Source organism: Nostoc parmelioides FACHB-3921 (genome assembly GCF_014696625.1).
In the GTDB taxonomy this organism is placed as follows: Bacteria; Cyanobacteriota; Cyanobacteriia; order Cyanobacteriales; family Nostocaceae; genus Trichormus; species Trichormus parmelioides.
On the sequence record NZ_JACJQL010000019.1, the window covers coordinates 69,004 to 82,214 of the forward strand.

General features: G+C 42.5%; 13 protein-coding genes. 3 read left to right on the forward strand and 10 right to left on the reverse strand.

The window, feature by feature from the left end; genetic code table 11:
• Positions 1–126: 126 nt before the first annotated feature.
• The gene (locus tag H6G14_RS14820) at positions 127–2,571 is read right to left on the reverse strand and encodes an ATP-dependent Clp protease ATP-binding subunit (RefSeq protein ID WP_190568133.1); all 2,445 of its coding nucleotides are present in this window, start codon (positions 2,569–2,571) and stop codon (positions 127–129) included.
• Between the two features lie 233 nt (positions 2,572–2,804).
• Here H6G14_RS14820 and H6G14_RS14825 point away from each other — a divergent pair, with 233 nt between their 5' ends.
• On the forward strand, positions 2,805–3,101 hold the full coding sequence (locus H6G14_RS14825; protein ID WP_010996126.1) for a DUF3288 family protein: 297 nt from the start codon (positions 2,805–2,807) through the stop codon (positions 3,099–3,101).
• A 151-nt stretch (positions 3,102–3,252) separates the two neighbouring features.
• Here H6G14_RS14825 and H6G14_RS14830 read toward each other — a convergent pair whose 3' ends face one another.
• The 3 genes from H6G14_RS14830 to H6G14_RS14840 all read right to left on the reverse strand — a co-directional run bounded on the left by H6G14_RS14830 (position 3,253) and on the right by H6G14_RS14840 (position 5,349).
• The gene (locus tag H6G14_RS14830) at positions 3,253–3,972 is read right to left on the reverse strand and encodes a lipoate--protein ligase family protein (RefSeq protein WP_190568134.1); all 720 of its coding nucleotides are present in this window, start codon (positions 3,970–3,972) and stop codon (positions 3,253–3,255) included.
• 17 nt (positions 3,973–3,989) lie between these two features.
• Entirely contained in the window at positions 3,990–4,469 is a 480-nt protein-coding gene (locus H6G14_RS14835; RefSeq protein WP_011321029.1) for a YbjN domain-containing protein, read from the reverse strand.
• 94 nt (positions 4,470–4,563) lie between these two features.
• Positions 4,564–5,349 (reverse strand): DUF6816 family protein, encoded by a 786-nt coding sequence (locus tag H6G14_RS14840; protein ID WP_190568135.1) that lies wholly within the window; start codon positions 5,347–5,349, stop codon positions 4,564–4,566.
• Between the two features lie 265 nt (positions 5,350–5,614).
• Between H6G14_RS14840 and H6G14_RS14845 the strand changes: the two genes are divergently transcribed.
• The gene (locus H6G14_RS14845; RefSeq protein ID WP_190568136.1) at positions 5,615–6,706 is read left to right on the forward strand and encodes a toll/interleukin-1 receptor domain-containing protein; all 1,092 of its coding nucleotides are present in this window, start codon (positions 5,615–5,617) and stop codon (positions 6,704–6,706) included.
• Here H6G14_RS14845 and H6G14_RS14850 read toward each other — a convergent pair.
• The 6 genes from H6G14_RS14850 to ffh form a co-directional block, all read right to left on the reverse strand.
• Positions 6,703–7,107: a ChuX/HutX family heme-like substrate-binding protein gene (locus H6G14_RS14850; RefSeq protein WP_190568137.1), complete on the reverse strand. Its 405-nt coding sequence runs from the start codon at positions 7,105–7,107 to the stop codon at positions 6,703–6,705. The genes H6G14_RS14845 and H6G14_RS14850 overlap by 4 nt on opposite strands.
• A 39-nt stretch (positions 7,108–7,146) precedes the next feature.
• The gene (locus H6G14_RS14855) at positions 7,147–8,100 is read right to left on the reverse strand and encodes a PhoH family protein (RefSeq protein ID WP_190568138.1); all 954 of its coding nucleotides are present in this window, start codon (positions 8,098–8,100) and stop codon (positions 7,147–7,149) included.
• 359 nt (positions 8,101–8,459) lie between these two features.
• Positions 8,460–8,636, reverse strand: a complete 177-nt coding sequence (gene rpsU, locus H6G14_RS14860) for a 30S ribosomal protein S21 (RefSeq protein WP_190568139.1) — start codon at positions 8,634–8,636, stop codon at positions 8,460–8,462.
• 278 nt (positions 8,637–8,914) lie between these two features.
• A complete protein-coding gene (locus H6G14_RS14865; RefSeq protein WP_190568140.1) occupies positions 8,915–9,349 on the reverse strand; it encodes a KH domain-containing protein in 435 nt (144 codons plus the stop codon).
• On the reverse strand, positions 9,312–9,572 hold the full coding sequence (gene rpsP, locus H6G14_RS14870; RefSeq protein ID WP_010996117.1) for a 30S ribosomal protein S16: 261 nt from the start codon (positions 9,570–9,572) through the stop codon (positions 9,312–9,314). Before rpsP ends, H6G14_RS14865 begins: the two co-directional genes overlap by 38 nt.
• Before the next feature lie 204 nt (positions 9,573–9,776).
• Positions 9,777–11,249: a signal recognition particle protein gene (gene ffh / locus H6G14_RS14875; RefSeq protein WP_190568141.1), complete on the reverse strand. Its 1,473-nt coding sequence runs from the start codon at positions 11,247–11,249 to the stop codon at positions 9,777–9,779.
• 600 nt (positions 11,250–11,849) lie between these two features.
• Between ffh and urtA the strand changes: the two genes are divergently transcribed.
• A complete protein-coding gene (urtA, locus tag H6G14_RS14880) occupies positions 11,850–13,166 on the forward strand; it encodes an urea ABC transporter substrate-binding protein (RefSeq protein ID WP_190568142.1) in 1,317 nt (438 codons plus the stop codon).
• Positions 13,167–13,211 lie beyond the last annotated feature (45 nt).

Here is a 13,211-nt window from a genome sequence, read left to right on the forward strand (position 1 = left end):
CTGTGTTGACAAGAAAATACCCTGGCATTTCTACCAGGGTGGGAATTTTCTCTAGCTTTTAACCTGAATGTTGGCAGCAAGCAACCTACGTGTTTTCAGGTATTGCTACTCTCACAGACGAAAAAATTAACCAACATTTGCCAAGAGTAACTCTCTTTCTTCCGACTGGCGTATCTGTACTTGGCCATCATCGTTTACATCCGCAATGGCTGTGTCTCCCTCGGTGATTTCTCCAGACAGCAACACTTCTGCTAAGGAATCTTCTAGGAGACGCATGATTGCTCGACGTAATGGTCTAGCACCATAGCTGGGGTTATAACCTTCTGTGACTACTAGTTCTTTGAACCGTTCGGTAACTTCTAAGGTAATTCCCTTCTCGGTCAAGCGGCTGGCGACATCACGCAGCATGATATCAGCGATTTGCTTGACTTCATCTCTCGACAATTGAGTGAAGACGATGACTTCATCAAGTCGGTTGAGGAACTCTGGACGGAAGTAATTTTTCAGTTCTTCGTTGACTAAGTTGCGGATGCGGTTGTAACTAGCTTCGGCTTGGTTGTCAAATTCAAAGCCTAAACCGCCGCCACCTTTTTCAATCACTTTAGAACCAATGTTAGAAGTCAGGATAATCAAGGTGTTCTTGAAGTCCACTTTCCGACCTTTGGCATCGGTGAGGTGTCCGTCATCTAAAAGTTGCAGCAGCATATTGAATACATCGGGGTGCGCTTTTTCGATTTCGTCGAACAGCAACACTGTGTATGGTCTGCGCCGCACGGCTTCGGTGAGTTGTCCGCCTTCGTCGTAGCCGACGTAACCAGGAGGAGAGCCGATGAGTTTAGAAACGGTGTGGCTTTCCATGTATTCGGACATATCAAACCGAATCATGGCATCTTCCGCGCCGAAGAAGTAAGCTGCTAATGCTTTGGCTAGTTCGGTTTTCCCGACTCCGGTAGGCCCGGAGAAGATAAAGCTAGCAATGGGACGATTGGGACTCTTTAACCCGACTCTGGCGCGACGGATGGCGCGAGAAACAGATGTAACTGCTTGCTCTTGACCAATTAACCGTTTGTGGAGAGTGTCTTCTAGGTGCAGAAGCAACTCAGACTCAGATTCTGTCAACTTGTTGACTGGAACACCAGTCCAAGAGGCGACAATTTGGGCAATGTCTTCTTCATCCACAACTGGTTTGATGGTTTGGCCAGTGGTGGCTGCTTGCAGTTCTGTTTCTAGGGCAATTTCTTCGTCACGGAGTTTTGCGGCTTTATCGAAGTCTTGGAGTCTAACTGCTTCGTTTTTGCTTTTGGTGATGTCAGTCAGTTGGCGCTTGAGTTCCTTGTTAGGCGAAATTTGCGAGTTACGCAGGCGCACACGAGAACCAGCTTCATCAATTAAGTCTATGGCTTTATCGGGCAGGAAGCGATCGCTAATATATCTATCAGCTAATTGCGCTGCTGCTACCACAGCCTCATCGGAAATATGTACTTTGTGGTGCTGTTCGTAGGCTCCGCGCAAACCATAGAGGATATCAATGGTTTCGGCTACGGATGGTTCCCCGACCATAATCGGTTGGAAACGTCGCTCTAAGGCTGCATCACGTTCGATATGTTGACGATATTCATCTAATGTGGTAGCGCCAATACATTGCAGTTCGCCCCTGGCCAAGGCTGGTTTGAGGATATTGGCTGCATCTAAGCCGCCTTCTGTTCCCCCTGCACCAACTAAAGTATGAATTTCATCTATCACCAGGATGATATTACCCGCAGAACGGACTTCTTCTACGATTTTCTTGATGCGTTCTTCAAAGTCTCCCCGGAAGCGAGTTCCCGCTACCAGAGAACCCATATCTAAGCTGATGACTTGTTTATCTTGCAAAATGTCGGGGACATCTTGGTTAATAATACGCTGTGCTAAACCTTCAGCGATCGCAGTTTTACCAACCCCTGGTTCACCAATTAACACGGGGTTATTCTTGGTGCGGCGACCGAGAATCTGCACAGCACGCTCAATTTCTTTTTGCCGACCTACTACAGGGTCGAGTTTACCTTCTTTGGCTAATTTCGTCAGATTTCTGCCAAACTCTTCTATCGTCGGTGTTTGGTTCCGTCTGGAACTACCACCACCCACAACCACGGTTGGGTCTTCGCCTAAGCGACGGATGACAGCAGAGCGGACACTCTTGAGGTCAACACCAAGATTCTGTAAAACCTTAGCAGCGACACCTTCACCGGCTTCTGTTAACCCTAAGAGTAAATGTTCTGTGTTGATGTAGTTATTTCCGAGACTATGCGCTTCTCTAAAGGACTGCTCGAAGAGGCTTTTCACTTTCGGGGTAAAAGGAATTTCTGGCGGTACGAACCCAGAACCCCTACCAATAATTTTTTCAACCTCACGACGAGCGTCTTTGAGAGTCACACCCATCTCAGTCAGCACTTTGGCAGCAACCCCAGTTCCTTCTCCCATCAAACCCAGGAGAATTTGCTCAGTTCCTACGAAATTGTGTCCCAGGCGACGTGCTTCCTCCTGAGCGAGCATAATAACTTTGATGGCTTCGGAAGTGAAGTGTTCAAACATAGCGGGTTCTTGCTCCCTTGCTGCTTGGACTTTGGGTGACTTAAAAATTCACCCTTTTGTTAAACTTTTTTGTACTTTCTTAAAGACAATGTATCTTTATCTAAGGATAGGTGACAGTGGTGAGAGCCGTATTAGCTCAGGTGTAGTTGCCGTCATGACTAATTATGGTGCGATGGCAAGAATCTGAACTCTGGACTCTGAAGGAATTTACACTCTACCTAAAGGTATAAACCATGACTGAAAACCACGGAAGTAAAGACCAACAACATCCACTCTACAACCGCGATCGCCCCTTTATAGATATTCTACTAACTCAAGAGGCGACAGACCATAATTTAGCCGAATTAGCTAGGCTCAAAATCCGCTATCAAGGCTTTCCCGGCGCAAGAGACATCCAGAGCGACCTGAATAAAGTTTTGCAACAATGGGGGTTAACCGAAGCGGAACTATTCGAGAAAACCCGCCAAATACATCAAATAGGCGGTATTTATAAGAGTCGCGGGAAAAGGGATGAGCAGGATTGGAATTAATAGCAATTCAAAATTCAAAATTCAAAATACCCTACGGGAAGGCTTCTCTACGAGACGCTACCGCGTAGCTTGCTTCCCCGTTCGCGTAGCGTTCCGCAGGAAAGGGGTACCGCCAACAAAATTCAAAATTAAGAATCAGCACGTTGCTGTACTAGCTAGTCTCTCGAATCTCATCCCACTCAGAGGGGGATAGGGGTTGTGTCTCCAGTTGTATATTAAAACAGTTGTTGGCGGCTGTAATTAAAGCTGAGATAATATCATCTACACTCAGGTTGAATTTTATAGGGTGAAAATCTTCTACACCGAATACTTGTGCAAATAGTTCTGTATCTGGCTGGAGACGGATAGAACCGTGTTGTAAGATTACGTCGCTGCGTCGCAATTGAGCGCTACCTATGAGTTTGCTTCCGGTTGGTAAGACTAAATCTGCACCTGTAGCTGTACCAAAACAGTTGGGATTGTGGATGTAACCACGCCCGGCTGTACCATAGTTTAATTCAAAACCAAGCGATCGCCATCCTTGGATTAAAAACTCACAAATCTTCTGGTATGCCAGTAGGCGATTATCACCTAGTCCCGATGTTACCACAGCATAAGTTAAGTCACCTTGGTGGAGTACTGCCCTACCACCTGTAGGACGACGCACCACATCTAATTTTTGATTTTGCCAGGTGAGATTTTGCCAATGTTCTGGATATTGGCGTTGATGATAACCAAGGGAAATGGCGGGTGGCGACCAAGTGTAAAATCTTATGGTAGAAGGATGCTTACCAGATTGGTGTTGTGTTAATAGCCAACGGTCAATTGCCATTTGTACACTACCGGAAGCTGCTAATAAAGGAATCAGTCGCCAAACCTGCTGACTAGCCATCGAGAATTTAAAATTGCTTAAGCTGCACCAAACTCTGATTGTAAAGCTTCGTCATTGTTATCGGCGATCGTTGCCACAATAGTAATAATCCGCGAAACTTCCCCCGGAGATAATTCTGCAAGAGTGCGTGTAGAAATAACTACCACTTGATCCTCTATAATCCCAAAACGTGCTTCAAAAGTACTGGAGCAGTTTAACTCCAACAAATGACGCAACAACTTTGGTTCATTCTTTGCTGGTAATTTGAGTACTGCTGACCAAACTGTTATCGTGTCTTCATCACTTTTGCCAGTGAGTTGCACAAATACTTCCACCGTGCCGTATTTAAACTTCCACAGATAACCACCTTCTGGAGTGTGGCTTACCATTGCGCTGTCATCTTGTTCGAGGGAGTCAATGACATTTTCAATGACTTCCACATGATTAATGCTGGTTGTCTGTGCAATGAGTTCATCTATAAATTCGTCATTAGTTAGGGTTTCTTGGTAGCTTGCCATACAGATTTTTCTCGCAACCTATTATTTGTGATCTACACATACTTTATAACTTGTGGGCTAAAATTGGTTTTAGTCTCAGAATGTAGGTTTTGCGTTATTTAGCTGTAGGGAAAAATTCTAGGCGATAGCGATAAAGCGCAACTGGGCGATCGCCTGCGGTAAAATAATTAGGATCTTGCGGTGAAAGGTAGACAGCAGTAACTTGATCTGCTTCAATTGCTGGGGATGATGTCGAAAGTTGATGGTAGGCGGTGGTAGATTCGACCGAGTTTAAGTAAGGTAGCGAACCGCCTTTAAATAATTGTTGGAAAACTTCTGTAGTAATAAATTTACTATCTGCTACGGTTTCGGTCGCCCGTGCCGTGACAATGGAAACTAATTGCCGTTCCCCACGTAAAAATGTAATCTGACGATTAGGCGAATCAGGGTCTACCTTCACTGATAACACTGCTTCATCGCCTAAATAAGACCTAGCTAAATTCAAACTGTTAAAGACTCTATCAGCAACCACAATTGTTGATTTAGCATCTATCTGAGGAAGGAATTTTAAGCCAATAGTGGGAGGTTGTACTTCTATAAATCGTACTAAAAAGCTGACGGGCTGATTTAGTTGCTGACGATTCCCTTCAAAACCAGGCGTAACAATATCCGGTGCTAAAGGTGCTGCTAAATCTACCAAGGTACTCTTAACTTCCCAAGTTCCAGCCATCCATTTAGGGTAAGCTAAATCCCCCTTGGCTGGCTGGACAGAAGTTAATTTTTTCCACTGGGGAAAATGTGCCAAGCGTTCAGATAGTTCACCTGCATTTGCATCACCATTCCACCCCAGTAACAAGAAAATAATTAAGCAAAAACTCCAAATAGCTCTTATTGTCAGCATTATCTATATCTATTTATTATTGATTATTATTGATTTTTTATTAATCAGAGATTTAATCCATAGCAATTATTTTAGTTAAGCGATCGCTCAACCATACAAAAATAAGATCCCCAGTTAAGGTATAATGGACAGCTAGGCAAACACCATAAGTTTCCCAGCTAACTATAATATTGATTTTCCATTGAAAGACCTCTATAATTTTCTAGTCTGATTATTATACTAATTCGCCATTAAAATAAAATATATTGAAAAGGACAATCAATGAATGAACACACGCAAGAGTGAAGTTTGTTTATTATACTCTGAATCAAATCAAGCTACAGCAAATCTTTTGAAAGATGCTTTAAATTACTACAGTATTGATATTTGGGAAGCACAAAATATATCTATAGGCAGCCAAATCATAAGTGAAACAACAAAGGCTTTAGAAAAGAATAAGTTCGTTATTGTTTTATGGTCTAATACATCTGTCAAATCAGCTTTGTTGACAAATTTAGCGGCGGAAGCCAAGAAAAATGGCAAGGTATTGATTTCTGTTTTGATAGAACCAGTAAAAATCCCTGGAGAATTTTTAGATATTCAATCTGCTAATCTTATAGGCTGGGATGGAGATAGGGAGAATGAGCAAATTGTTAAACTTTGGCGGCTCATTCAAGACCAGGTTTTAAAACATCGCCGTAAAAAGATAGCATTTAATAAATTTAATGCTATAGTTACCCTGTTATTAACTATTACTGGGCTAATAATTGCTGTTGCAACACCAGAAGTGAGATGTTTTTTAAAAATACAATGTTCCGAAAACTCATTTAGTAAAAGTAGTCAAAATTTACCTGATATAAATTCATCAAGTTCTGTATTAAAAAATCCTGAATCTCCTCTAAAATCTGATGATTCTTTATTAAAATCCTCTTCCAATCCCATATCAAATAAACAGCCTGAGTTAAACACCGCATCACCAATAGAAAATTTTACAACTATTGAAAGAGATGGGTTAGAATTTACTTTACAGAAGTGTGCAAGAAAAAATCAGAATATCAGATGCGAGTTGCAATTAATCAACACTCTTAATGATGATCAAAGACTAATTGTGTATGGTAATTTTGCCGGACTGAGAAGCAGAATACTAGACTTAGATGGTATTACCTACTTTGCTGAATCAGTTGAAATAGATGGAAATGTAGAAAAATATGCGAAGACGACTTTAATCCCAAAGGTTAAGAATAAACTCATTATTAATTTTACTAAAGTGCCTGCACAAGTAAACCAAATTCAAGTTTTGGAAATTGCAGCCGCCTATGGAGGATCAAATAAAAACATAGAAGACGCTAGATTCCGTAATATTGTTATATCCAACTAAAGTTGCACTGGCAAAGTTTCCCAAACCTCGCCATACTTTTCTTTTAAAGCGTGCCAAGCTTCTACTTGTCCTGGTTCATATTCTCCAGGCTTACCCCATTGCAAGAATAAGCTTAAAGCGGACTCTTGTTTTTCATCTAAAAAACGGATAGCGTAAGTTGTAAAATTGCCTCTTTTGGCTTCACCAGTTTCAAACTTTACTTGAGTAATTTTTTCCATATTCAAGTGAAATTCAAAGCCTTCTGTGTGCATATTGGCATATTTACCTTTAGCTAATTCTGCATAGAATAGCTTTTCTATTTTTCCCCGTGCTTCTAATACAGCCGCGCTGCTAGTAACAATTAACCGCAGAGTTCCCAAGGTTTCGCAAGCTTCCAAAAAATCTTTCAGACTATGACTCATACCCGTTACCATTCCTTAGTATTGACTATTGACCACTGACTATTTCTCATACTGTTCGTAGGCGCTGACAATGCGCTGAACTAGAGGATGACGCACGACATCTTTTTGGGTAAATTCGCAAACAGCAATACCTTCAACGTGTTTGAGAACTTGTAAAGCCACTGTCAAACCTGATTGTTGATTTATTGGTAAATCAGTTTGTGTGATGTCGCCTGTAATTACCATGCGAGAACGGAAACCCAAACGAGTTAAAACCATTTTCATTTGGGCGGGTGTGGTATTTTGGGCTTCATCAACAATCACAAAAGCATTGTTGAGGGTGCGTCCCCGCATATAAGCGAGGGGTGCGACTTCAATAATTCCCCGTTCTATCAAATTGGGGACTTTCTCTTGGTCGATGAATTCGTAAATTGCATCGTAAAGTGGACGCAGATAGGGATTAATTTTCTGCTGCAAATCCCCTGGTAAAAACCCCAGTCTTTCACCAGCTTCTACCGCCGGACGTGTCAAAATCAGCTTTTCTACCTGATTGGCGAGGAGTGCTTGGACGGCGAGGACAACGGCCAGATATGTTTTACCAGTTCCCGCCGGGCCGATGCAGAAGGTGAGGTCACGTTTGCGGATGGCTTCGATATACTGGCGTTGTCTGAAGGTTTTTGCTCGGACTTCTTCACCCCTGCGGGTTCTGGCTAGGACATCTCGCTGTAGTTCTTGTAGTTCATATTCGCGGTGATTATCTACAGCTTGACGAGCCGTTAATATATCAGCACTGGAGATAGTGTTGCCCTGAATCCAGATACTTTCTAGCGATCGCACTAATTTTGTCGCTAAATCTCTTTGCGTTTCTGTACCATAGATATGTAACTCTTGCCCACGCAGTACTAATGTGGCTCCTGTTTGCCGGGAGAGAATTTTCAGATTTTCTTCTCTGTCACCTGCAAGAGCGATCGCACTGGGAATGTTAGGCAGCTGAATTATGAAAGCATCTGCCATAAGTATTTTTGTAATATATGAGAAGCAATTTTGACTCGCTTTGCGTGTCAGTTGTTAGTTGTTTTTGATTTGCTTTAATGTCTTTTTTATCTCATTTTAGAACGGTTTATTTTTATACTATTCTATAATAAATATCTATTTAATCCTAGATTCTACAAAGGTTTTATCTAGATTCAGGTAGGAAATTATTTTTTATTATTTGTTAATAATGGAATATTGAATTATATTTAAATATTTATCAAGTAGAGACGCAATAACGTCTCCACTTTTGCCAGGTTTGAGCTAAAAAATCACTACAAACCCTGAATCCACCCAAGGAATATTAAGTTCAACACCTTAACCAAAGGCTTTGCTCTGATTTAGTTGCGAACACCTTTGCGTGCAGCTTCTGCTTTGCGCTTGCGGCGCAAACTGGGTTTTTCGTATCTTTCCCGACGTTTGACTTCTGATAAAATCCCGGCTTTTTGAATTTTCTTTTTAAAACGTCTAATTGCCGAGTCAATAGACTCATTTTCACCCAAACGAACTTCAGCCACTCCCTGGATTCACCTCCTGGCAGAGATTCTCACAGTTGTGTATAACCATCATTAACTGTATACAGTCAGTACATTTTTTAGGTAGCTGCGGCAAGATGCTGACATCTTTTAACCACTTTCTAAGTTTATCGAAGTTTCTGAGCGGAGTTAACTAAAACCGCTCAGGCTTCTTCTCTATTGTTAACCTAGTACAGCACAGGTTAAATCAATTAACCATTCAAAATATGTGAAAAGCTTGCTGAAGCAGCTTTTTGAATTTTGAATTCCGTGTAGGGGCGCTAACGGGTGCGTGGTTTAACAACCGGTCGCGGTGGGGCGTTTCCGCTTCTTTCTCGTGATATTGGCGGAGGTGTGCGTTCTTGTTGGTCTTCCTCAACAAACATTCCTTCTCGGCCTGGAGTGGTGCTGCCGTAAATGTCCAGGTAAACTGACTGTCCAGCAAGTTCTGCCGCAGCAGAAATCACTGTGCGAATCGCCTGAATATTACGACCTCCCCGACCAAAAACTTTCCCTTTATCTGCACTTTCAAAGGCGATGCGAACCCAAGCCCGTTTCAGGGTTGGAGAAATTTCACAATCGACGCTTAAAGACTCTGGAGCTTCTAAAAATGGCTGCATCAAGAACTTGACTAGCCCGACGTAATTGGGGCTAGCTGTTAATGAGTTACCTGTAAGACTATGATGCGGGTTTTGCACTGACCTGTTCAAAGACATTTTGTTTTTGTAAGATGCGACGTACCGTGTCAGTAGGTTGAGCGCCTTGCTGTAGTCGCTTGACAATACCAGGAACATCCAATCGCACTTCATCAGTTCTAGGATTGTAATATCCCAATTCTTCCAAGGGGCGACCGTCGCGGCGAGAGAGGTTATTCATAGCGACAATACGGTAGCTCGCTTCCCGCTTTTTACCGAATCGTTTCAAGCGCAGTTTGATCATGATTGAAGAAACATTCTCCTGTTTGTAGGTAATTAAGGAAGTGGCTATCTTAAATCCAAGACTTCCTTGATTGAAATGCTAATTTTAACACTTGCTAAGGGTTTAGTGCTATTGGTCGTTGGTCAATAGTCAATAGTCAATAGTCAATAGTCCATAGTTAAAACCGTTATCTTTGACTGTTGACCGTTGACTGTTGACTGTTGGCTACAGATTTCCAAAACCTTTTTTCTTTTTATCTTTGGGTTTTTTCTTCTTCGTGCCAGCGCCGCCGCCATTGTAGCCGCGCCAGCCAGGGGCTGGGGGACGGTTACCGCCACCACCGAACATATTACCCATTCCACCACCGCCACCGCCAAACATTCCGGGCATTCCGGGGAAATTACCTTGACCCATTTGCTGCATGAGCGATCGCATTTTTTGGAAATCAGCCACTAGTTTATTCACATCTGCTTCTTTATAACCAGAACCAGAGGCAATCCGTCGCCGTCGGTTGGGAGAACTTGCCAATAAATCAGGATCGCGGCGTTCTTGGATGGTCATGGAATTGATCATCGCTTCACACCGCTTGAGTTGGGTTTCTCCCTGCTTTAGCTGATCATCTGAGAGTTTACCCATCCCCGGAATCATCTTCAGGAGACCCCCCAGCGATCCCATATTTTTCAACATCCGCAGTTGCTTGACAAAATCGGTAAAGTCAAACTTCGCTGACAGGATTTTCTCCTGCATTTTCTCAGCATCAGCTAAATCGAACTCTTCCTGGGCTTTTTCTACCAAAGTCAGCACGTCACCCATACCCAGAATTCGGGAAGCCATGCGGTCTGGGTAAAAAGGTTGTAGGGCTTCGACTTTTTCCCCCACACCCACAAACTTAATCGGCGCTCCCGAAATTTGCCTTACCGACAACGCCGCACCACCACGGCTATCACCATCCATCTTGGTGAGAATCGCCCCAGTAATACCTATTTGCTCATGAAAGGTGCGGGTGAGGTTGGCAGCTTCTTGACCAGTCATGGAATCCACCACCAACAATGTTTCGTGGGGTTGGACGGTTTCTTTTATTCTGGCTAATTCCGCCATCATGTCTTCGTCAATTTGCAGACGACCTGCTGTATCAATGATGACTGTGTTCACGCCCTCTGCTTTGGCACGTTCCACACCTTGACGGGCAATTTCTACCGGGTCTGCATCACTTCCGAGTTCAAATACTGGTACGTCAATTTGTTTACCTAGTGTGAGCAACTGGTCAATTGCGGCTGGACGATATACGTCTGTGGCTACTAACAAACAACTACGTTCTAATTTCCGTAAATGTAAAGCTAATTTGGCGGTGGCTGTGGTTTTCCCAGTACCTTGTAAACCAGCCATCAAAACAATTGTGGGCTTTTGTTCCACTTCCGCCAGGGGAACATTCTCTTCCCCCATCACCTGCACTAGCTCATCGTAAACAATCTTGATGAACTGCTGGTCAGGTCGCACGCCGCTAATAACTTCGGCTCCCTGCGCCTTGGCTTCAACTTCGCTAATAAAATCTTTGACTACTTGGAGGTTAACATCTGCTTCCAACAGGGCGCGGCGCACTTCCCGCAAAGCATCTTGAATGTTAGATTCAGAAATTTTATCTTGCCCGCGCAGCTTTTTCCAGGCGGATTCTAAACGGTCTGCTAATGCGTCAAACATATCTTAGTTACAGTTATTGAGCCAATGGGATGTCCGAACCAGCTAGAGAATGCGATTCAGGAATTTTTATAATGTGCTATTTACCAGCTTAGTAGTTTTTCCCGCGACTTGAGCAGGAGGATACCATTGATCTGTTGAATGTCAATAATGAGTCCGTGATTAAAGAATTAGCTGATGATGTTGCATCCTGAGAATTAGTCCACAGTAAAGTAGCCGAACAAGCAGCATTGGCAGAATACGGTTAATTTGACTGTCCTAGTATCTTTACTTGGCTTGTCGAAGGAGCTTGATTGGATATGTGAGATGGCAAAACAAACGATTAACTTGTAACAAAATTGTCTCGCCCCAACCCTAAATCTACGACATATAGAGGAGCGCTAGTTCAGATACCTGTTAGGTCAACCGTTTAATATCTGCACAGCTATAAATATCACTCTGAGTTTTAGTTAATTAGATTAATTTTTATTTAAAGGAATTATGATTTAGTATCAAAAATAACAATTCAGTGGTTAAATATCAAACTAATATCACAATCTAAAGCTTGACCTTGTGAACTCTCAGGGAGCTAGCTGATTCATCAAGGGGAAATTTAACCAAGATATGAGTAGACGAATTAACCGACGCAGATTTTTAATTTACGGCTCTGCAACTATTGGTAGCAGCATCTTGCTGAAGGCCTGCGCTAATAACACCCCAAGCGCTACAGACAGTCCAGCCACCTCTGGGAATGCTTCTCCTGTGGCTGCTAGTGGTGGTAACACGATCAAAATAGGTATTCTGCACTCTCTGAGTGGCACAATGTCTATCAGTGAAAAAAGCGTTGTAGATGCTGAGAAATTAGCTATCAAAGAAATTAACGCGGCTGGTGGTGTTTTAGGTAAACAGATTGAAGCCATTGTTGAGGATGGTGCTTCTAACTGGGATACTTTTAGAGAAAAAGCCACCAAGTTGATTGATCAAGATAAAGTAGCTGTAGTTTTTGGTTGTTGGACTTCAGCTAGCCGCAAAAATGTGAAGCCAGTATTTGAAAGTAAAGACCATATGCTGTGGTATCCCGTGCAGTATGAAGGTCAAGAGTGTTCAAAAAACATTTTTTACACAGGTGCAGCACCAAATCAACAAATTGAACCTTCTGTTGATTGGTTGTTAAAAAATAAGGGTAAAGAATTCTTTTTAGTCGGCTCAGACTATGTTTTCCCTCGGACGGCTAACACTATTATCAAAGCCCAATTAGAAGCTTTAGGTGGAAAAACAGTTGGTGAAGATTATTTACCATTAGGTAATACAGAAGTTACACCAATTATCACCAAAATTAAACAAACATTACCCAATGGTGGGGTAATTTATAACACCTTAAATGGTGATAGTAACGTAGCTTTCTTCAAACAGTTAAAAGGTGCTGGATTAACACCGGATAAATACCCTTCTATGTCTGTAAGTATTGCGGAAGAAGAAGTGAAAGCAATTGGAGTTGAGTATCTCAAAGGTCATTATGCTGCTTGGAATTATTTCCAAACAGTAGATACCCCTGCTAATAAGAAATTTGTCGAAGCTTTTAAAAAAGAATATGGTGCAGACCGGGTAACAAATGACCCGATGGAAGCTGCATATATCGCTGTGTATTTGTGGAAGCAATCAGTAGAAAAAGCGGGTAGTCCTGATTTAGCTAAAGTGCGGGCGGCGGCTTATGGTCAAACCATAGATGCACCTGAAGGAAAGGTGACAGTTAATGCTAATCATCACATATCCAAAGTTGTGCGGATTGGTGAAGTTAGAGATGATGGTTTGTTTGATATTGTCTATGCTACACCTGCACCAGTTGAGCCGGTTCCTTGGAATCAATTTGTGAAAGAAACTAAGGGATTTGCTTGTGATTGGTCAGATCCAGCTAAGGGCGGTAAGTACAAAAAAGCTTAATAAGTCAATGGTCAATAGTCATTAGTCAATGGTCTATCGAGAAAA